A 21,356-nucleotide genomic window follows, 5' to 3' on the forward strand; every position below is an offset into this window, starting at 1 on the left:
GGTTGGTTTATAATCCATCGTCGCATGCTTTACTAAGCTATGGACAGTGCCGACGAGATCGCTGCCTTAAGGCAGCAATTGGCAGCAACCCAAGGAATCCTGCGCGAAACCAGGGTGCGGGAACGGCTTCTGACGCAGAGTTGGGCACAGGCGGTTTGGGAAACCGATGCCGAAGGCGTGGTCGTCTCCGATAGTCCGAGTTGGCGGGCTTACACCGGTCAGACGCTCGAACAATGGCTCGGCTATGGCTGGCTCGACGCGGTTCATCCCGACGACCGCATTTATGCCGAGCGGCAATGGCAGCACGCAGCCTCGTCAACGCCGAATTTCGCCTTTGTTCCCCCGACGGTGGGTGGCGCTGGACCAACGTCCGCGCCGCGCCTGTGCTCGACACCGATGGCCGCATCGAGAAATGGGCGGGGCTGAACATCGACATCGATGCCACGAGACGCGCGAAAGCGGCGCTGCGCGACGTTGATCAACGCTACCGGCTTTTCTTCGATGCCACGAACGTGGCGTTGGTCATACTCGAGTTCGAATTCGACGAAGCTGGGCACCCGACAGATTTCCGCCACGTCCACATCAACCCGGCATTGGAGAGAATATCCGGGTTCAAGCGGGACGACATCTTGGGGCGGCTGGTGACGGAAATGGCTCCGCATGAAGAAGCGGCCGAATGGATCGCTTTCTATTCACCGGTCCTCACATCCGGTGTTCCAGCGGTTCTGGAGCGCTTCAGCCCGACGATGAAGCGTTGGATCAAGGTCAGCGCAGCGCGGTTCGGACCCAGGCAGGTGGCTGCCGTTTTCGAGAACACGACCGTCCAGAAAGATGCCGAACAGGCGTTGCGCGAAAGCGAAGAAAGACAGGCTTTCCTCCTCCGTTTCAGCGATGCGCTTGGAGCGCTTACCGACCCGGTCGAAGTGAAGGCTATGGCGATGAAACTGCTCGCGGAGCAGTTGGACGTGATGCGCGCCAGCTATTTCGAGTTCGAGGAAGACGAGGATCATTTTCAGGTCACGGAAAGGTCAGAGCGCGACGCCCTGCCGATATCCGACCGGATGCGCATGTCGGACTTCTCGCCGGCGATGCACAAGCTCTTCCAGTCCGGTGGCACGCTGTCGATCGAGGACGCTACAGCGCCTGGAGAGTTCGTGCCGGACCCCGCCGCCTATGCCGCGATCGGCGTCCAGGCGCTTGCGGGGGTCGGGTTGCTGCGCGGCGGACGCCTGGTTGCGTGCATTGGGGTGCATTCGCGAACTCCGCGACAATGGCAGCCCGCCGATCTGCGTTACATCACCGAGGTCGCCGAGCGAACTTGGAGCGCGGTGGAGCAGGCCCGCGCCGAAGCGGCGCTTCGCGAAAGCGAGGAACGATTCCGCCAATTCGCGCAGGCTTCGGCTGCCGGTCTATGGATCAGGAGCGCGGAGACGCTGGACATGGAATTTGCCAGTTCAGCGGTGGCCACGATCTATGGGACCGAGGCGGATGCGCCGGTTCGCGATGCGAAGCGATGGACAGCAATGATTGTCCCCGAAGATCGAGACCTTGCGCAGCAGCATCTCGACCGGGCGCGACACGGCAAGACCGTGATGCATGAGTTTCGCATTCAGCGGCCACTGGACGGCGCCTTCCGATGGATCAGAGACACCGCCTTCCCTTTGCGCAACAATGGCGATGTCGCGCGTGTTGGCGGCATCGCCGAGGACGTGACGGAGGCGAAGCTCGCGGTTGAGCATCAAGTCGTGCTGCTCGCCGAACTGCAGCACCGGGTGCGTAATATCATGGCAATGATCCGCTCGATGGTGCGGCGATCGGCGGACGGAGCGGCGGATGTCGTCGACTACCAGGCCATGCTCGACGGCAGGCTGCTTGCGCTCGCCCGCGTGCAAGCGCTGCTCACTCGGCAAGCCAATACCGGCGGCGCGCTCCGCGACATCGTTGAGAGTGAAGTGAGCGCACAGGCGCAGGGCGGCGGCCAGTATGTCCTGGTTGGCCCGGACGTGCAGTTGTCGCCGAAGGTGGTCGAGGTGCTGACGCTCGCACTCCACGAACTTGCGACCAACGCGCTGAAATACGGTGCGCTCTCCGTGCCGGAAGGCAGGTTGCGGGTCGTGTGGGCTCCATTCGAAAAGCGGGGGCGCACCTGGCTGTCGATAGATTGGACCGAAGCGGGTGCACCGGCGCGCGGTCCGGTGACCCGTCGCGGATTTGGCAGCGACCTGATCGAGGGCAAGGTTCCCTACGAGCTAGGCGGCATTGGCAAGATCAGCATCGAGCCGGGAGGGGCCCGCTGCCGCCTGGAATTCCCGCTTACGGAAGGCGAGAGCATCCTGGAAACGGACGCGCCCTCGGCGGCAACTGTATTCGGAGGAACCCTGGACATGACCGGAGCACCTGACCTGACTGGCCGCTCGGTGCTCGTCGTCGAGGACGACTATTACCTCGCCGGCGACACCGCCGCCGCGTTACGCAGTGCGGGAGCGACGGTGCTCGGGCCATGCCCCAGCGAGGACGCGACGTTCGACCTGATGGACATGGAGACGCCTACCCATGCTGTCCTCGACTTGAACCTGGGCGGTGGCGGTCCCAACTTCGCGATCGCGCATGCGCTCAAGGCGCGAGGCATCCCATTCATTTTCCTCACCGGCTACGATCAGGACGCGATCCCATCTGATCTGATCGACGTAACGAGGTTGCAGAAGCCCGTGACGCTGCGCACCATCGTAGAGTCGGTGGCGCAGCTCGATTGATGCTTCCGTCCTCCCGTCTCGGGTCATGTTGCCGCTGCCGAATGTCCGCTCCCCACCCAGTAGCGGACGATCCTGCGACGAAGGGGCTGTCCTACACCACCACGTCTGACCATGGTGGGTCGATGCCCCGCAACCCGCGGGTCCGACCTTCAGCGAAGCGCCCGGCAGGTGTAAACTTAGTATAAACTTCCGCCGGTCGCCGCCTCAGTCCGGCACCCGGCTGACCAGCAGCTTGTCGATCCGGCGGCCATCCATGTCGACCACCTCGAACCGCCAGCCATCGTCCTCGAACGCCTCGCCTTCCACCGGCAGATGCTTCAGCCGCCACAGGATATAACCGGCGGCGGTGCCGAACTCGCGGTCTTCCGGCAGGGTCATGCCCAGCCGCTCGGCCAGCGCATCGGCCGACAGCGAGCCCGCTACCAGCAGTGACCCGTCGGCGCGCTCGGTCAGCAGCGGCTGGTCCCCTTCGTCCTGGTGGCTGGCGAAGCCGCCCGCCATGGCACTCAAGAGGTCGGCCGGGGTCACGATGCCTTCGAAGTGGCCGTATTCGTCATGCACCAGCAGCATGCCCGTCCCGCTCGCCTGCAGCACGGTCAGCGCGTCCATCGCGTCCAGCTGGTCGGGCACGACCTCCGCCTTGCGCATCAGCTGATCCAGCGCCACCGGCCCGCCGGCCAGCAGCATCGCCAGCACCTCTCGCACGCGGACGACGCCCATCAGCCGGTCGGGCGAACCGTCGGCCACCGGCAGCTTGGAATGCGGCGATTCCTCGATCGTCGCCCGGATCTGCGCCTCGTCCGCGTTGCAGTCGATCCAGTCGAGCTCGGTCCGCGGCGTCATCAGCTCGCGCACCGGCCGCTCGTTCAGGCGCATGACGCCTGACAGGATGGTCCGCTCCTGCTCCCCGATGACGCCCAGATGGCTAGCATCGGTGAAGATCATCTGCAGCTCCTCCGCCGTCAGCGCCGACTCGCCCTTGGACCGCATGCCGAGCAGGCGCAGGAGCAGGGAAGACGACGTATCCAGCAGCCACACGAACGGCGCCGCGATCCGCGCCAGCAGCGCCATGGGCCGGGCCATCAACTTGGCGACCGGCACGCTGGCGCGCAACGCGAACTGCTTGGGCACCAGCTCGCCGATGATGAGATTGAGGTAGGTCGTGACCGCGATCACCAGCACGAAGCCGACATTCTCGGCGAGGTCGGCCGACAGGCCCAGCAGCTCCAGCCGCTCACCCGTCGGTGGGCCCAGCGTGGCGCCGGAATAGGCGCCGGAGATGATGCCGACCAGCGTGATGCCGATCTGCACGGTGGACAGGAACTTGCCCGGATCGGACGCCAGGTCCAGCGCGGCGCGGGCGGCGCTGCTGCCACGCTCCGCCTCCAGCCGCAATTGACCGGTGCGGGCGGAGACGATGGCCAGCTCGCTCATGGCGAAGATCCCGTTCAGCAGGATCAGCAGGAGCAGGATGGCGAGGTCGAACCAGGGGAAAGGTGACATTGCACCTTTGTCGCTAGCAGATAGCCGGGCCGAGTCGAGAGTCCTGCGCCATCCCGCGATGTCGGGCGGAGGACGGAACGCAAGCACAGCAATGTTCGTTCATCTTCCCGCAGGGCCGCGGGTGGCAGCACGCTGGGCGGCACCAACAGGACAAGGATGCACCAACCGATGACCACCGCCAATCACGATCAACCACCCGCCCGCAAGCGCCGCCTCGGCCGCATCGCCATCGCCAGCATGGCGGCCGTGTCGCTGCTGGGCCTGTCGGCCTGCGTGACCGATCCCAATACCGGGCAGCGTTATGCCAGCCGCACCGCGATTGGCGGCGTGGGCGGCGCGGGCCTCGGCTACCTGCTGGGCGGGCTGATCGGCGGGCGCACTGGGCGCATTCTGGGCGCGGGCATCGGCGGCATCGGCGGCGCGGTGATCGGCAACCAGATGGACCAGCAGATCAAGGAGCTGGACGAGGCGACCGCCGGCACCGGAGTCGATGTCACGGAAACGCCAGACGGCACCGGCATCCTGGTCAACCTGCCCGACGTCACCTTCGCGGTGGACAGCACGGACATCAGCCCGGCGTTCCGCAGCGCGCTGGACAGCGTGGCGCAGAGCATGATCCGCTACCCCAACAGCCTGGTCGACGTGATGGGCCACACCGATTCGACCGGCGCCGACACCTACAACCTCGATCTGTCGCGCCGGCGCGCCGAATCGGTCGCCAATTACCTGGTCAGCCGCGGCGTCAGCCGCGCCCGGCTGGAGACGGTCGGCTATGGCGAGCAGTATCCGGTGGCCGACAACAGCACCGCGGAAGGCCGCGCGCAGAACCGCCGGGTGGAGATCCGCATCACGCCGATCAGCACCGAAGAGGTGAACGCGGCCCGCAACTAAGGCCGCCCGACCGGCACATGAACACGGCCCCCATCCTGCATGCCAGGGCGGGGGCCTGTTCGTGTCAGTGGCGGAAATGCCGCATGCCGGTGAACACCATGGCGATGCCCGCCGCGTTCGCCGCCGCGATCACCTCCGCATCGCGGATCGATCCGCCGGGTTGAATGATGGCGGTCGCGCCCGCATCAACCGCCATTTCGATCCCGTCTGCGAACGGCAGGAAGGCGTCGGATGCCATGGCCGATCCGATCGTGCGCGCCTGTGCCCAGCCGGCGATCTCCGCCATTTCCCGTGCGCGCTGCGCGGCGATCCGGCTGGAATCCTTGCGGTTCATCTGCCCCGCGCCGATGCCAGCGGTGATGCCGTCCTTGGCATAGACGATGGCGTTGGACTTCACGTGCCGTGCCACCGTCCAGGCGAACAGGCAGTCGGCGACCTCCTGATTGGTGGGCGCGCGGTCGGTCACGACCTGCAGGTCGGCGGCGGTGATCGCCCCACCGTCGCGGGTCTGCGCCAGCAGCGCGCCGGCGATCGGCTTCACCAGCAGGCCGGCGCGGCGCGGATCGGGCAGTTCATCCACCAGCAGCAGGCGCAGGTTCGGCTTGGCGGCGAAGGCGGCGCGCGCCGCCTCGTCCGCGCCCGGCGCGATCACCACTTCGGTGAAGATGCGGCAGATCGCCTGCGCCGTCGCCTCGTCCAGCGGGCGGTTGACCGCGACGATCCCGCCGAACGCCGACACCGGATCGCAGGCCAGCGCGTCAGCCCATGCCTGCGCCAGCGTGTCCGCCTGCGCCACCCCGCACGGATTGGCGTGCTTGACGATAACCACTGTCGGCGCCTCACCCGCGAATTCCGCCACCAGCTCCAGCGCGGCATCGGCATCGTTGTAATTGTTGTAGGACAGCGCCTTGCCCTGCACCTGCTGCGCCTGCGCCAGGCCGGGAGCCGCTGGCCCCATCGGCAGGTACAGCGCCGCCTGCTGGTGCGGGTTTTCGCCATAACGCAGCTCGGCCTGCTTGCGCGCGGGCATGGCCAGCATGTCGGGGAAGGCCTGCCCCTGATCGGCGAAGGCGAACCACTGGCTGATCATGCCGTCATAGGCGGCGGTGGCGGCGAATGCCTTGGCGGCCATGCGCCGACGGAACGCGAGCGTGGTGGCGCCGTCATGTTCCGCCAGTTCGGCCAGCAGCGCGGAATAGTCGGCGGGATCGGTCACAATTGAGACGAAGGCGTGGTTCTTGGCGGAGGAGCGGACCATGGCGGGCCCGCCGATATCGATGTTCTCGATGATCTCGTCCCGCTCCGCCCCGCGCGCCACCGTCGCTTCAAAGGGGTAGAGATTGACCACCAGGAGGTCGATCGCGGTGATGTCATGCGCGTCCATCGCGGCGGCGTGCGCCGGATCGTCGCGCACCGCCAGCAGGCCACCATGCACCAGGGGGTGCAGCGTCTTGACCCGGCCGTCCATCATCTCGGGAAAGCCGGTCACGTCCGACACGTCCAGCACCGGCAGGCCCGCATCGCGCAGTGCGCGCGCGGTGCCGCCCGTGGACACCAGCTCCACCCCGCCCTTGTTGAGGCGGCTGGCAAGGTCCACCAGCCCGGTCTTGTCGGACACGGACAGCAGCGCCCGCCGGATCGTCACGTCAGTCATTCAATTCCCCATTCGCTCGAATCGCCAGGCGATGGTCAGCGCCTCTCCGGCACCCGGCAGCGTGCCCTCCAGGACCAGTTGCTGAACCGGATGCGGCTGCCCGTCGCCATCGACCCACAGGCTTTCGTCCACCATCACGGCATGGCCGGGTGCGTGGAACGCCCACTCGCTGCTGTCAGGCAGCGGCAGCAAGACGCCATCACCGGCGTCCACCGGAACCGGCTCTATCCCCGGACCCAGGTGGAAGCGCAAGCCGTAGGGCACCTTGGCGCGGCGGCCCCGGCGGCCGACCGGTTCCAGCCGGTCCTCCCCCAGCAGCAGCGCGCCATCGTCGCTCAACGTCACGACCCGCCGGTGGACCAGGCCCAGGCGGCTGCCATAGCCGTCATGGCTTGCCTCCACTTCCGTCGCCTCGCGCCCGTCGGGCAACACGGCGCGGCGGCGATCCACCTCCACCTCGCTGACCCCGGCGCCGAGACGGCCGGCAGGCTTCACCGCCGTGCTGTTGGCATCGTCCAGCACCAGCGTGGAATGCGCTGCGGTGGCGCGCAGCAGCGGCTCCATCCGCGTGGGGACCTGCCCGCCCGCCAGCGACCCGCCGCCGCAATTGACCACAATGCGCTGCGGCCCCGCCGACAGCTCGATCGCCAGGGTGGAGGCACAGCCGGTCTGCGCATGCCGCGCCAGTGGCGGCGGCGCGGCATCGACCAGCAGCACGGTGCGACGGCGATCGTTGATACCGGCGGCGACCCGCTGGTAGCCCCATTGCCGCGCATCGATCAGCGGTCGCGCGCGGACGTCGCTGGCGGCGAGGAGCGACCGCATCCGTGCGGCATCCACCGCCGCCGCCCCCTGCCAGCTGCCGAGCGAGCCATCGGCGTGCAGCACCGTCAGCAACGGCGGGACCAGCAATTGCAGCATGGCGGCGATGTGCGGCGGCAGCGGGCGGCGCGTGGCGCGGTAACAGGCGGCGAGCTCCACCAGCAGCTCGATCGCCTCGATCTGCGCGCACGGGCTGCGCGACAGCACACCGCCATCGCGGCCGACCAGCTCCTCCATCGCCTCACCCAGCCCGCGCTCGCCATACAGGCGGCGCGGCGCACCGTCGGGCAACAGCAGCCCGGCGGCGGTGATCGCGCACCAGCCGGCCAGCGCCTCCAGCGGATTGTCCGCCCGCCCGGCCGCCCGGTCCAGCCAGCCGGCATGGTCGGCAATGGCGGCCAGCACGCGGGCGCGGAACGGCTTGTCGCTGCCACCCAGGATCAGCGGGGCATGGACCAGCCAGGCGAGCAGGCGATGACCGCCATGGCCGACGCGCCACCCCGCACCCTTGCGCGCGGCGCCGCTGCGGCCATTGGCATCCAGCCAGCCGCGCAGCATCCGTTCCGCCACCGCCGCCCCCTGCGCGGTTGTGCCTGCGGCGGCCAAATCGCGCATCCAGCCAAAGCCATGCACCACCCGTTCCAGCGGGGGCGGCAAGGTGGCGGCGGCGGAATAGTCGATGGAGACGAGCGGCGTGCGCACCCCGGCGGCGAGGATGTGCCCGGCCCGCAGTGCGAGACCCGCCGGGCGATGCCCGGGCAGCGGGCTTTCCACCGTCGCCAGCAGGCGCGGGCGCAGCGGACGGCCGAACGGGCGGGACAGCGTGCTGCCCGACAGGCCCAGGCGGTAACCCAGCCGCAGCAACTTCTCCCCCGCACCGACATCCGGCGCGAAGGAGACGGCCGGCAGCGTCTCCACCAGCGGCGCAGGTTCGCCCTCCGGCCGGATCGGGATGGGCCGAGGCGGGGGGGCTGGTGCCGGTGCAGGTGCTGCGGCGGGTGCCGGCGTCGGTGCGGGTGGGGGGCTTGGGGATGGCTTCGGCGCCGGTGTTTCCGGTGCCGGGGTCACAGGCGCTTCAACGGCCTTCTGCCGACGCATGCGCCGGGCGATCCGGGGCGCTGGAGCGGATGGGCGCGCGGGTGCCTCCGCGATCTCCGGCTCGGGTTCGGGGGTGCGCGGGCGCAGGAACCGGTTGCGGTGACCGCCCCCTGCCCCAGCCTCGCCCCCGTCGTTCACCGGATCAGGCCCCCACCGTCCCGCGCAGGGCGGCGATGTTCGCGGCGTAGCGCTCCGGCCCGCCGGCGAAGGCGGCGCTGCCCGCCACCAGCACATCGGCCCCGGCCTCCACGCATTGCCGCGCCGTAATGGGGCTGACCCCGCCATCGACCTCCAACCGGATGTCCCGGCCGCTCTTGTCGATCATCCGGCGGATCGCCTCGATCTTCTTCAGCTGGCTGGTGATGAAGCTCTGCCCGCCGAAGCCGGGATTGACGCTCATCACCAGCACCAGGTCGATCTCCTCCAGCAGGTAGTCGAGCATCTTGGCCGGGGTCGCCGGATTGAGCGAGATGCCCGGCTTCGCCCCCGCCGCGCGGATCGCCTGCACGGTGCGGTGGGTATGCGCGCCGGCCTCCGGATGGACGGTGATGATGTCGGCGCCGGCCTTGGCGAAGGGCTCGATCCACAGATCGACCGGGCTCACCATCAGGTGCACGTCGAACGGCCTGGTCGTCCATGGCCGGATCGCGGCGGTGACCGCCGGGCCGAAGGTCAGGTTCGGCACGAAATGGCCGTCCATCACATCGATATGGATCCAGTCCGCCCCCGCCGCGTCGATCGCGCGCACCTCCTCCCCCAGCCGCGCGAAGTCGGCGGACAGGATGGATGGCGAGATCAGGGGTGTCGGCAGCGTCGTCATGGCCCGCGCGCTTACCATGATGGCGCCACGCAACAAGCGGGTTTGAGCCTCCTGCGACGCCCGCTACACCGGGCCCCGTGCCCGCCGTGTCGATCATCTGCATCTACCTGAACGCGGAGCGTTTCCTGGCGGAGGCGCTGGACAGTGTGCTGGCGCAGGATCGCACCGATTGGGAACTGCTGCTGGTGGATGACGGCTCCACCGATGGCAGCGCCGCGATCGCCGCCGCCTACGCCGCCGGCGACCCGCGCATGCGCTGCCTGGCACATCCGGGTGGCGGCAATCGGGGGATGAGCGCGGCCCGCAATCTTGGGCTGGCAGAGGCGAGCGCCGACTGGATCGCGTTCATCGATGCCGACGATCGCTGGCATCCGCACAAGCTGTCCGCCCAGCTGGCGATCGTCGGTCGAGAGCCGCGCATCGCGTTGCTGGCCGGATGCGTGAACTATTGGGCCAGTTGGCAGGGCGGCGCCGACATGCCGACCCCAACCGGCCATCGCCACGACGTGCTGATCCCGCCGCCGGATGCGGCGCTGGCGCTGTACCCGCTGGGTCCGGCAGGTGCGCCGTGCCCGTCCGATGTGCTGGTGCGACGTGCGACTTTGCATCAGCTTGGCAATTTCGAGAACGAGTTCACAAATTCGTTCGAGGATTGCGCCGCCTTCGGCAAGCTGTTCGCCACGCAGCCGGTCTGGTTCTCCAGTCAGGTCTGGCTGAATTACCGCATCCATCCCGGCAGCTCCGTCGCGGGCATGATCGGCGGTGGCCAGTACCCTGCGCGGCGGCGATTCTTCCTGCGCTGGTATCTCGGCTGGCTGCGACGCAACGGCGTGGCCGAAGTCGCGCGCGCCGTGCGCCGCCGCCTTTGGCTGGACCGGCTGCGGCCCGCGACCTACCGTCACACCGCGCCCGGCCGGCTCGCTTGGCGCCTCCGGCAGGGGCTGCGGCGGTGAGGATCAGCGTCATCATTCCGGCCCACAATGCCGCGCCGTGGCTGGCGGAGGCGGTCGCCAGCATCCACGCGCAGGACGTGTCGGCGGAGGTGATCGTGGTCGATGACGGGTCGGCTGACGCGACAGCGACCATTGCCGCAAGCCTCCCCGGCGTGCGCCTGCTGCGCCATCCGCAGGCGCGCGGGCCATCGGCTGCACGCAATACCGGGGCCGACGCGGCGACCGGCACGGCGGTGCTGTTCCTCGATGCGGACGACCGGCTGCTGCCCGGCGCACTCGCCCATGCAGCCGCGTGCCTGACTGCGACTCCGGATGCGGCCTTCGTCTATGGCGCGCACCGGCGGGTGGATGCGCAGTGGCGCCCGCTGACGCCGCTGGTGCTGGAACGGTGTGAACCCGACGCCCGGCTTGCCTTCCTTGCCACCAATTGCGTGGGCATGATCGCCACCGCCCTGTTCGACCGGGGCAAGCTGCTGGCGGCGGGCGGCTTCGACGAAGGGCTGCGCAATTGCGAGGATTACGACCTGTTCCTGCGGCTGGCGATCCGCTGGCCAGTCGCCAGCCATCCGCACCCGATGGCGGAATACCGCATCCATGGCACCAACGCCTCCGCCGATCCGGCGCGGGTGCTGCACGCGGCCTGGGCGGTGCAGGCCCGGCACGCGCCGGCTGATACTGCCGGGCGCGCCGCGATGGCCGCAGGACATCGGCGATGGGCGCGCGCCTATGCGCTGTCGGCCTGGCGTGACAATGCGGGCCTTCCGCTGCCGCGCATTGCCGGGCAAAGATGGCGCATGGCCCGTCTCGCCCCTGCCGCTTCGCTGTTCGCCGCCGCCATCTGGGCGGCCCGCCGGGTACTGCCGCCCGCCGCCTTCGCCAGTGCCAAGCGTCGGCTGACCGGCACCCCCGCGCCCGGCCACGTCGATTTCGGCGACCTCGATCGCGCCACCCCCGTCTCCCCCAATTTCGGCTATGACCGGGGCACGCCGATCGACCGCTGGTACATCGAACGCTTCCTGGACCGGCACCGCGCCGACATTCGCGGCCGCGTGCTGGAAGTGGGTGATGCCGCCTACAGCCGCCAGTTCGGCGGCGCGGCGATCGCCCGGCAGGACGTGCTGCACGCCCATGCCGACAATCCGGAGGCGACGATCGTCGGCGATCTGGGCCAGCCGGGCCTGCTGCCGGAAGGGGCCTTCGACTGCATCGTGCTGACGCAGACGCTGATGCTGGTGTGGGACATGCCCGCCGCCGCCGCGGAACTCGCGCGCGCGCTGAAGCCGGGCGGCGTGCTGCTGCTGACGGTGCCGGGCACCAGCAGCGTCGATCGCGGCGAATGGGGCGAACGCTGGTACTGGTCGCTGACCGGCGCCTCCGTCACCCGCATGTTCGGCGAACTGTTCGGGCCGGACAACATCGCGGTGACGGTGGAAGGCAATGTCTATGCCGCCACCTGCTTCCTCCACGGCCTGGCGCAGGAGGAGGTCAATGCCGCCTGGCTGGAGCGCGCCGATCCCGCCTATCCCATGGTGGTCACCTTGCGCGCGGTGAAGCCCGGCGCGTCCGCCGGAACTTAAGGCGCCGCCTGCCGTCGGCTGCATATCGCCACAGGAGAGCTGACATGCGTGCCGTCACCATCGCCGCCCCGGGCGGGCTGGACCGCCTGCGGATCATGGATCGGCCGGACCCCGGTGCGCCCGGCCCGAGGGAGATCCGCGTCGCGCTGCACGGCAGCTCGCTCAACTTTCACGATTACCTCGTCTGTTCCGGCCAGTCGCCCGCTGCCGACGGCCGCGTGCCCATGGCGGACGGCGCCGGCGTGGTGGAGGCGATCGGCGAGGGCGTCGCCGAATTCGCCGTGGGTGACAGCGTAGTGTCGTGCTTCTTCCCCGACTGGCAGGACGGGCCACCCACGATCGGTGACTTCGCCCGCACGCCGGGCGACGGGATCGATGGCTTCGCGCAAGGGACCGTCGTGCTGCCCGCCACCGCCTTCACCCGCGCGCCGGCCGGCTACGACGCGGTGGAGGCAGCGACGATCACCACCGCCGGACTCACCGCATGGCGCGCGTTGGTGGTGGAAGGCGGGCTGAAGGCGGGCGACACGGTGCTGGTGCTTGGCACCGGCGGCGTATCCATCTGGGCGCTGCAGATCGCCCGCGCGATGGGGGCGACGGTGATCGCTACCTCCTCCTCCGACGAGAAGCTGGAGCGCGCCCGCCAGCTCGGCGCGGCGCATGGCATCAACTACCGGTCACAGCCCGAATGGGGGCAACAGGCACGCGACTGGACCGGCGGCCGCGGCGTCGATCATGTGATCGAGGTCGGCGGCCCGGCCACCCTGGGCCAGTCGCTGAACGCGGTGCGGGTGGGCGGCCATATCTCCATGATCGGCGTACTGACCGGCCGCGGCGGGGAGGTGCCGACGGGCATGTTCCTGGCACGGCAGGTCCGGATCGGCGGCATCATCGTCGGCAGCCGCCGCCACCAGCAGGACATGGTGCGCGCGATCGACGCGACCGGCATCCGCCCGGTCATCGACCGGCGGTTCAGCCTGGAAGATCTGGCCGAGGCCTTCCGTTACGAGGAGAGCGGTGGACATTTCGGCAAGATCGGCGTCGAATGGTAAGCGGGCGCCGCTGCCGATAGCGGCCTTGCCGCGAGGGTTTGCAACGCCCGTGCGACCGCCCTAATGTCCGACAAAATAGCAGGACAGAGAGGAAGGTCATCATGGACGTGACCCGTCGCGCATTGCTGCGCGGGGCCAGCACCGTGGCGCTGGTGCTGGGATCGGCGGAGCTTACACTGGCCGCGATGGCACAGCCCGCTCCCTCCGGGCGACGCCGGGTGGAGCCGGTGCCGATGCGTCATGTGCGCCTGAGCCGATCCCCCTTCGCCGACGCGTTCCGCGCCAATCGCGACTATCTGCTGGCGCTCGATCCTGAGCGGCTGCTGCACAATTTCTACCTGTCCGCCGGCCTGCCGGCACGCGGACCTGTCTATGGCGGGTGGGAGGCGATGGGGATCGCCGGCCATACGCTCGGCCACTGGCTGTCCGCCTGCGCGCTGACCGTCGCCGGCAGCGGCGACGCCGCGATCGCCGCCCGGCTGGACCATGCCCTGGCGGAGATGGCTCGCATCCAGGCGGCGCATGGCGACGGCTATCTGGGCGGCACCACGGTCGAACGGGACGGGGAGACAGTCGACGGCAAGCTGGTGTTCGAGGAGGTGCGCCGGGGCGATATCCGCAGCAGCGGGTTCGACCTCAATGGCGGCTGGGTGCCGCTCTATACCTGGCACAAGGTGCATGCCGGCCTGATCGACGCGCATGTGCTGGCCGGCAATCCCCGCGCCATGCCGATCATGCTGGCTCTGGCCGGCTATCTCGCCGGCGTGCTCGAACCGCTGAGCGAGGAGCAATTACAGCGCGTGCTGCATGCCGAACATGGCGGCCTCAACGAAACCTACGCCGAAACCTACGCACTGACTGGCGATGCCCGCTGGCTGCGGCTGGCGGAACGGCTGCGCCACCGGGCCGTGCTGGACCCGCTGACGGCGCAGCAGGACCGGTTGCAGGGGCTGCACGCCAACACGCAGATCCCCAAGGTCATCGGCCTCGCCCGCCTGCACGAGCTAACCGGCGACCCCTCCCATGCCGCCACGGCGCGCTTCTTCCACGACACGGTGACGCAGCATCACAGCTACGTCATCGGTGGCAATTCGGAACGCGAGCATTTCGGTGCGCCCGACCAGCTGGCCGGCCGCATCACGGAAGCGACGTGCGAGGCGTGCAACAGCTACAACATGCTGAAGCTGACGCGGCACCTCTATAGCTGGGAGCCGGATGCCCGCTGGTTCGACTTCTACGAGCGGGTGCAGCTGAACCACATCATGGCGCACCAGCGACCCGCCGATGGGCGCTTCGCCTATTTCATGCCGCTGGCCGCCGGCGCGCGCCGCGTATGGTCCAGCCCGGAGGACAGCTTCTGGTGCTGTGTCGGATCGGGCATGGAAAGCCATGCCAAGCACGGCGATAGCATCTGGTGGGCGGACGATGCGACGCTGTACCTGAACCTGTTCATCTCCTCCGAACTCGACTGGCCGGAGCGGGAATTGCGAGTAAACCTCATCACCATCATGCCGACGGAAGGCCACGCCATCGTGGCCGTCGATCGCACACCGCGCATAGGCCAATCCCTTGCGGTGCGCCTGCCCGGCTGGGCGGACGGCGCCACGCTGAAGCTGAACGGTGCCCCGGCGAGCTATGCGTCGCGTAATGGCTATGCCGTGCTGGACCGCCCGGTGCAGGCGGGCGACCAGATCGAGGTGGTGCTGCCGATGCGCCTGCAGGCGGAGCCGCTGCCCGATGATCCGGCACTGGTCGCCTTCCGCCATGGCCCGCTGGTGCTGGGCGCCGATCTCGGCCCGGCGGCGGAGGAGTTCCGCGGGATCGCGCCGGCGCTTGTGGTGGACGGCGCGCCGACAGCCGCGCTGACGCCGCTTGCCCGCGGCCGTCGCTATGCCGCGCGCGGCGCCATGGGCGAGCCGCTCGGCTTCGCCCCCTTCTTCGCGCAGCACGACCGGCGCGCGGCGGTGTATCTGCGCACCTTCACGCCCGCCGGGTGGGAGACCGCCCGCGAGGATTACGTGCGCTCCGCCAAGGAGGCATACGCACTGGCTGCGCGCACGGTGGACGTGCTCTATCTGGGCGAGATGCAGCCGGAACGGGACCATGCCTTCGCCGCGGAGGCGAGCGAGGTCGTGAACTGGAGCGGGCGCTCCGCCCGCCGGCTGCGGCCGGGGCAGTCCTTCACCGCGATGCTCGCCCGCAGGCCCGGTCCCGCCGTGCTGCGGCTGATGGTGACGGAGGCTGACCGCGAGCGGCCGATGATCGTCAGCGTAAACGGGCAGGCGTTGGAACGCGGCGAACCCACCGGCGTGACCGCGGGCAATCTGGTCGCGGTCGATTATCTCGTCCCTTCCGCCGGGGAACAGGGTCGCGACCGGGCGGAGGTGAGCGTCACTGCCGAGCGGGCCGATGCGGTCATCTATGAAATGCGGATGATGAGCGCGACGACCGCCGCCGAATAGCGGTCGCCTGACGGTTACCGCTGGCGCGCACCGTCCAGGAACCTTTGGAGTACCGACGCAAAAAGGGCCGGGGGATCGCTCCCCCGGCCCGATCTGTCTGCCTTGGCAGGTTTGGGCTTAGCGGCCCGAACCCGGACCGTAGCTGATTTCCACGCGGCGGTTCTGCAGCTCGCGGACGCCGTCGGCGGTCGGAACGCGCAGGTTGGCTTCGCCGAACGCTTCGCTGGTGATGCGAGCGGCCGGAATGCCCTTGCCGGTCAGGTACGTACGGACGGCGTCGTTACGACGGCCGGCCAGACCCAGGTTGTACTGGGTGGAACCCGACGTGTCGGTGTAGCCCGCCAGCATGATCGGCACGTTGGCGCAGTTGCCATACGCGGTGACCGCGCTGTCCAGGATCGTCGCAGCCTCAGGCGTGATCGCCGACTTATCCCAGTCGAAGAACACGATGTACGGCCCACGGTTGCACTGCACGACCGGCGGAGGCGGCGGCGGGGGCGGCGGGGGAGGCGGCGGCGGCGGGGGCGGCGGCGGCGGCGGGGGCGGCGGCGGCGGAGCCTCGCCACCCAGGTTCGCCGTCAGCGTCAGCAGCGCGGAGTGCGACTCGATGTCGTAGCTCGCGGCGCGACCCAGGCCGTCTACGGCGTCGAAGTTGTTGGTGTTGAGGTAACGATACTTCAGACCGACATCGACGCTTTCCGTCACCGGCACGCGCAGCTGCGCGATACCCTGGTAAGCCCAGTCATTGTCCGTCTGCGACGGGATCAGGTCAGGGCCACCGGCAGACAGCTGCATCTTCGACCAGGCGCGACCGAAGCCGCCACCGAAGGACAGGCCGACGCCGTCTTCACCACCAATGTCGAACATCGCGTTCAGCATGGCAGCAGCGACACGGACGTGCCCGCGGGCTTCGGCGGTGCCGAAGTCGAGGCCGGGCGTCGCGTTCAGCGGCAGACCAACGGTGGTGTTGGTGGTGACGCTGTCGGGATCGGTCTGCAGCCAGAACCCTTCCAGCTCGGCCCGGACGGGACCGAAATCGTAGCCGACGAAGCCGCCGACATCGAAGCCCTCGTCGCTCTCGACCGAGAACGCGTCATCGGTGGTGCCGCTGTCGACGTCGATGTCGCTCGGCAGGGCGATGCCGCCCTGGATACCGATATACGGCTGGCCATCCTTGGCGGTGGCGGGCACGGCGATCGCCGATGCCAGCAGCAGCCCCAACGCAAATTTCTTCATATGAACAATCCCCTTAATTGCCTGCGCACCCGCTATATAGATGCTTACCTTGCAGGACCGCAACAGTGCCGCGGGTGCCGCAGCCATCCCGGACCGGTGTGACTCTCGTCCCACCGAGCAGCAACCTAAGGAATGACAGGAATTTTCGTTCCGCCGCAGTGCAGCGTTGCCACCAGCTTTTTTGCTCACTGTTGCAGGATTGCAACTCTTTTGCTGCCCTGAATGGACGAAAAAAGGGCCGGAGCGATGCTCCGGCCCGATGAGGTGCGTTCGCAGGAGGAACGTCGTGGAACCGCCCCGCACTGCACCACAGGAGGGTGCGGCGGGGCGGTTGATCCGTCAGTAATTGTAGGCCCGCTCGCCATGCTCGCCGAGGTCGAGGCCTTCGCGCTCCACTTCGGGGGAGACGCGCAGGCCCGTCACCAGCTTGGCGATCGTGAAGGCGATGGCCGCGCCGACCGCTGCCCAGACCATCGCCAGCAGCACCGCGGCGATCTGGATGCCGAGCTGGCCACCCAGGTCGTAATCCTCGGCCCCCGGGCCACCCAGGCCCGGCAGCATGGTGAAGGCGGTGCCGATGGAACCGATGATGCCGCCGATGCCGTGGATGCCGAACGCGTCCAGGCTGTCGTCCAGCTTCAGCTTGGGCTTGATGCTGACTACGAACACCGCGCACAGCACCGCGGCGATCGCGCCCAGCAGGATGGCGCCGAACGGGCCGGAATTGCCCGCCGCCGGCGTCACCGCGACCAGACCCGCGATCGCGCCGGAACAGGCGCCCAGCAGCGATCCCTTGTGGCCCAGCGCCCGCTCCGTCAGCATCCAGAACAGCACGCCCGCCGCCGTCGCGACAAAGGTGTTGATCAGCGCCAGCGCGGCGGAACCGTTGGCTTCCAGCGCGGAACCCGCATTGAAGCCGAACCAGCCGCACCACAGCAGGCCGGTGCCGATCAGCGTCATGGTCAGCGAATGCGGGGCCATGATCTCGGTCTTGTAGCCGAGGCGGGGCCCCAGGATCAGCGCGCCGACCAGTGCGGAGACACCGGCATTGATGTGCACCACCGTGCCGCCGGCGAAGTCCAGCGCACCCCAGCCGAAGATCAGGCCGGTCGTTTCGGGCGTGGCACCGGCGTACCAGACCATGTGCGCGATCGGGAAATAGACGATCAGCAGCCACACCAGCGCGAACACCATCAGGGCGGAGAACTTCATGCGTTCCACCAGGCCGCCCACCACCAGGCTGACGGTGATCGCGGCAAAGGTCATCTGGAACGCGATGAACACGTATTCGGGGATGGAGACGCCTTCGGTGAAGGTCGCCGCCGTGCTGTCCGCCGTGACACCCGCCAGGAAGAACTTGCCGGAGGAGATGAACTGGTTGGCGTCGCCGCCGAAGGCGAGGCCGTAGCCGAACATGACCCACACGATCATGGCGAGGCTCGCCACCGCCAGGATCTGCGTCAGCACGGACAGCATGTTCTTGGTCCGGACCAGGCCGCCGTAGAACAGCGCCAGGCCCGGCACGATCATCGCCATCACCAGCACGGTGGCGATCAGCATCCAGGCGGTGTCGCCCTTGTCGACGGTGGCGGTCACCGGCTCGATCACCTCGTCCGCCTGCAGCGCGGCATCCTGCGCCCACGCGGCAGTGGCGGCGAACAGGCCGGCGCCCAGCGCGCCCGCCCCACTCACAAATTTGCGGATCATGTTGGTCCCCCTCATGGTCGTGCCCCCGCTCACAGCGCGTTCTCGCCCGTCTCGCCCGTGCGGATGCGCGTGGTGGAGGCGAGGTCCAGCACGAAGATCTTGCCGTCGCCGATGCTGTCGGTGCTGGCGGTCTGCTGAATGGTTTCCACCACCTGCGCGGCCAGCGCGTCGCTCGCCGCGATCTCCAGCTTCACCTTGGGCAGCATGTTGGTGGAATATTCCGCGCCGCGGTAGATTTCGGTCTGGCCCTTCTGCCGGCCGAAGCCCTTCACCTCCGACACGGTCATGCCCGCGACCCCGATGGCGCCCAGCGCCTCGCGCACCTCGTCCAGCTTGAATGGTTTGATGATGGCGATGATGAACTTCATGCCCTGCCCCTGATGCCCTTGCCGGACGATCCCCGGCACAGCAGGCAACCAATCAAGGATCGTGCCAAACCCGAAAGGCAGGCGTTTACAAAGTATGTCGCGAGCGCAGCGGTGCACTGCCTAGTTGCAGTGCAACAAAAGTGTAAGCAACTGCCTAAAAAACAGGCAGCGTCAGGTGTCGCCAAGCTCCAGTTCCGCCACCACCGGCAGGTGATCGCTGGCTACCGCGCTCGCCGCGCTGTGGTGGACGCGCACGCCGGTGCAGGTCCAGTGCGGCGAATGGACGATGCGGTCCAGCGCCGCCAACGGCCGCCCGCTGGGGAAGGAACGTCCGCAATCGAGCACCTGCCAATCGCCGCCGAACGCGGTCAGCGCCCCCTTGCGCGGCGACCATTCGTTGAGATCGCCCATCATCACCGCCGGCAGGGCACAGCCATCTGCCGCAACGCAGGCAGCGGCGATCTGGCGGCGGCGGAGCAGCCCGGACAGATCGAGATGCATGCCGAAGACGGCGAAGCTCCGCCCCTCATGCGCCAGCCGACCCATGACGCAGCCGCGCGGCTCCAGCGTGGGCAGGGTGATAGCCTCGCCGCCCAGCACCTCGATCCCGCGCCGCGCCAGCAGGGCATTGCCGTGCCAGCCCATGGACAGCGGCCGCATCGCGACCGGCACCACCTGCCAGTGATGCTCGTCCAGCAGCGCGCGATCCAGCACCGTCTCCCGCTGGCCGTAACGGCGATCCGCCTCCTGCAACGCGACCACGTCGGCGCCGATCTCGTGCAGCACGGTCAGGATGCGTTCGGGATCGCGCCGCCGGTCGCGGCCCACGCCCTTGTGGATGTTGTAGCTGGCGAAGGTCAGGCGCATCGCCGCACCAACGCTCCTACCGCTCCTTGGTGGCGCTGAACGTCAGGTCGGGATGCTTTTCCTGCTGGTAGCCGATGTCCCACGGGCTCTTGGCCATGAACACCATGTCGCCATCGCGGTCCCGCGCCAGGTTGGCGCGGTTGAAGCTGGCGAACTGCTCCTGCGCCGCGGCCGGCCCCTTGATCCAGCGCGCGGTCGCGAAGGGCGATGGCTCCAGCATCGCGGCCACCTTGTATTCCGCCTCCAGCCGGCTGACGAGCACCTCCAGCTGCAGCTGCCCGACAACGCCGACGATCCATTGCGCGCCGATCTCCGGGTAGAATACCTGGATCACGCCCTCTTCGCTGAGGTCGTCCAGCGCATTGCGCAACTGCTTGGTCTTGGTCGGATCGACCAGCGCCACGCGGCGCAGGATCTCCGGCGCGAAGTTCGGCAGGCCGGTGAAGCGAACATCGTTCCGCTCGCTCAAGCTGTCGCCGACCCGCAGCGTGCCGTGATTGGGGATGCCGATGATGTCGCCCGCCTCCGCCGTGTCGGCGATCTCGCGGTCCTGCGCGAAGAACAGGATCGGCGAATGGACCGCGATCGGCTTGCCCAGGCCACTCGGCACCAGCTTCATACCGCGCTTGAAGGTGCCCGATACCATCCGCATGAAGGCGATCCGGTCGCGATGCTGCGGGTCCATGTTGGCCTGCACCTTGAACACGAAGCCGGTCACCTCCTCGCGCTCCGGCCCGACGCTGCCGCCATCGGCGGGCTGCGGACGCGGCGGAGGGGCGTGCGCGGCGATGGCGCCGATCAGCTCCTCCACCCCGAAATTCTTCAGCGCGGACCCGAAATAGACCGGCGTCAGGTCGCCGTTGCGATAGGCCTCGCCATCGAACTCGGGATAGCCCGCTTGCGCCAGCTCGATCTCCTCAGCCAACTCGTCCGGCACCGGTTCGCTGTCGCGCCCGCCCAGCCATTCGCGGCTTGGCCCTTCCGGGCGGCTGATCGTGCCGCTGGCGAAATCGAGTACGCCCTGGAATGTGCCGCCCATGCCGACCGGCCAGCTCTGCGGGCTGACGTCCAGCGCCAGCGCATCCGCCACCTCGTCCAGCAGCTCGAACCCGCTGCGCCCTTCGCGGTCGACCTTGTTGATGAAGGTGATGATCGGGACGGACCGCAGGCGGCACACCTCGAACAGCTTGCGGGTCTGCGGCTCGATGCCCTTTGCGGCGTCGATCACCATCACCGCGGAATCGACCGCCGTCAGCGTGCGGTAGGTATCCTCGCTGAAATCCTCGTGCCCCGGCGTGTCCAGCAGGTTGAAGGTAATCCCGTCCCGCTCGAACGTCATCACGCTGGACGTGACGGAGATGCCGCGCTGCTGCTCGATCTTCATCCAATCGGACCGGGCGCGCCGCGCCTGGCCACGGGCCTTCACCTCGCCCGCCAGGTGGATGGCGCCGCCGCTCAGCAGCAGCTTTTCCGTCAGCGTGGTCTTGCCGGCGTCGGGGTGGGAGATGATGGCAAAGGTGCGGCGATTGGACATGGCCGGCGCCAGTAGCGGGGCACGGGGGCGGCGTCCACTTGCACACCTTCGATCCTCCC

16 protein-coding genes are annotated in these 21,356 nt (G+C 68.5%); 7 read left to right on the forward strand and 9 right to left on the reverse strand.

Annotation, left to right across the window (positions count from 1 at the left end):
* The first annotated feature begins 39 nt into the window (after positions 1-39).
* Positions 40-426: a PAS domain-containing protein gene (locus tag V5740_RS10500; RefSeq protein ID WP_347302427.1), complete on the forward strand. Its 387-nt coding sequence runs from the start codon at positions 40-42 to the stop codon at positions 424-426.
* Complete coding sequence (locus tag V5740_RS10505) at positions 384-2,753, forward strand: PAS domain S-box protein (RefSeq protein ID WP_347302428.1); 2,370 nt, start codon at positions 384-386, stop codon at positions 2,751-2,753. The genes V5740_RS10500 and V5740_RS10505 overlap by 43 nt, the downstream gene beginning before the upstream one ends.
* A 204-nt stretch (positions 2,754-2,957) precedes the next feature.
* Here the strand turns inward: V5740_RS10505 and V5740_RS10510 are convergent, their stop codons facing one another.
* Positions 2,958-4,256 (reverse strand): hemolysin family protein, encoded by a 1,299-nt coding sequence (locus V5740_RS10510; protein WP_347302429.1) that lies wholly within the window; start codon positions 4,254-4,256, stop codon positions 2,958-2,960.
* A gap of 168 nt (positions 4,257-4,424) precedes the next feature.
* Here V5740_RS10510 and V5740_RS10515 point away from each other — a divergent pair, with 168 nt between their 5' ends.
* Positions 4,425-5,147: an OmpA family protein gene (locus V5740_RS10515; RefSeq protein ID WP_347302430.1), complete on the forward strand. Its 723-nt coding sequence runs from the start codon at positions 4,425-4,427 to the stop codon at positions 5,145-5,147.
* A gap of 64 nt (positions 5,148-5,211) precedes the next feature.
* On the opposite strand, the gene purH is transcribed toward V5740_RS10515, so the two are convergent.
* The 3 genes from purH to rpe all read right to left on the reverse strand — a co-directional run bounded on the left by purH (position 5,212) and on the right by rpe (position 9,532).
* Positions 5,212-6,801 carry a bifunctional phosphoribosylaminoimidazolecarboxamide formyltransferase/IMP cyclohydrolase gene (gene purH, locus V5740_RS10520; protein ID WP_347302431.1) on the reverse strand — a complete coding sequence of 530 codons (1,590 nt, stop codon included), beginning with the start codon at positions 6,799-6,801 and terminating at the stop codon, positions 5,212-5,214.
* Entirely contained in the window at positions 6,802-8,541 is a 1,740-nt protein-coding gene (locus V5740_RS10525) for a heparinase II/III family protein (protein WP_347302432.1), read from the reverse strand.
* A gap of 322 nt (positions 8,542-8,863) precedes the next feature.
* Complete coding sequence (rpe, locus tag V5740_RS10530) at positions 8,864-9,532, reverse strand: ribulose-phosphate 3-epimerase (RefSeq protein ID WP_347304504.1); 669 nt, start codon at positions 9,530-9,532, stop codon at positions 8,864-8,866.
* 86 nt (positions 9,533-9,618) lie between these two features.
* Here rpe and V5740_RS10535 point away from each other — a divergent pair, with 86 nt between their 5' ends.
* From V5740_RS10535 to V5740_RS10550, 4 genes are all read left to right on the forward strand, one after another.
* Positions 9,619-10,494, forward strand: a complete 876-nt coding sequence (locus V5740_RS10535; protein WP_347302433.1) for a glycosyltransferase — start codon at positions 9,619-9,621, stop codon at positions 10,492-10,494.
* A complete protein-coding gene (locus tag V5740_RS10540) occupies positions 10,491-12,071 on the forward strand; it encodes a glycosyltransferase (protein ID WP_347302434.1) in 1,581 nt (526 codons plus the stop codon). Before V5740_RS10535 ends, V5740_RS10540 begins: the two co-directional genes overlap by 4 nt.
* A 44-nt stretch (positions 12,072-12,115) precedes the next feature.
* The gene (locus tag V5740_RS10545) at positions 12,116-13,123 is read left to right on the forward strand and encodes an NAD(P)-dependent alcohol dehydrogenase (protein ID WP_347302435.1); all 1,008 of its coding nucleotides are present in this window, start codon (positions 12,116-12,118) and stop codon (positions 13,121-13,123) included.
* 101 nt (positions 13,124-13,224) lie between these two features.
* Positions 13,225-15,585 (forward strand): glycoside hydrolase family 127 protein, encoded by a 2,361-nt coding sequence (locus tag V5740_RS10550; RefSeq protein WP_347302436.1) that lies wholly within the window; start codon positions 13,225-13,227, stop codon positions 15,583-15,585.
* Positions 15,586-15,702: 117 nt separating this feature from the next.
* Here V5740_RS10550 and V5740_RS10555 read toward each other — a convergent pair whose 3' ends face one another.
* The 5 genes from V5740_RS10555 to V5740_RS10575 all read right to left on the reverse strand — a co-directional run bounded on the left by V5740_RS10555 (position 15,703) and on the right by V5740_RS10575 (position 21,297).
* Positions 15,703-16,821 (reverse strand): OmpA family protein, encoded by a 1,119-nt coding sequence (locus V5740_RS10555; protein ID WP_347302437.1) that lies wholly within the window; start codon positions 16,819-16,821, stop codon positions 15,703-15,705.
* Between the two features lie 339 nt (positions 16,822-17,160).
* Positions 17,161-18,528 (reverse strand): ammonium transporter, encoded by a 1,368-nt coding sequence (locus V5740_RS10560; RefSeq protein ID WP_347302438.1) that lies wholly within the window; start codon positions 18,526-18,528, stop codon positions 17,161-17,163.
* A gap of 29 nt (positions 18,529-18,557) precedes the next feature.
* A complete protein-coding gene (locus tag V5740_RS10565; protein ID WP_347302439.1) occupies positions 18,558-18,896 on the reverse strand; it encodes a P-II family nitrogen regulator in 339 nt (112 codons plus the stop codon).
* A 171-nt stretch (positions 18,897-19,067) separates the two neighbouring features.
* The gene (locus tag V5740_RS10570) at positions 19,068-19,763 is read right to left on the reverse strand and encodes an endonuclease/exonuclease/phosphatase family protein (RefSeq protein ID WP_347302440.1); all 696 of its coding nucleotides are present in this window, start codon (positions 19,761-19,763) and stop codon (positions 19,068-19,070) included.
* Positions 19,764-19,779: 16 nt separating this feature from the next.
* Positions 19,780-21,297: a peptide chain release factor 3 gene (locus V5740_RS10575; protein ID WP_347302441.1), complete on the reverse strand. Its 1,518-nt coding sequence runs from the start codon at positions 21,295-21,297 to the stop codon at positions 19,780-19,782.
* Positions 21,298-21,356 lie beyond the last annotated feature (59 nt).

It is taken from the genome of Croceibacterium sp. TMG7-5b_MA50 (genome assembly GCF_039830145.1).
Classification (GTDB): domain Bacteria; phylum Pseudomonadota; class Alphaproteobacteria; order Sphingomonadales; family Sphingomonadaceae; genus Croceibacterium.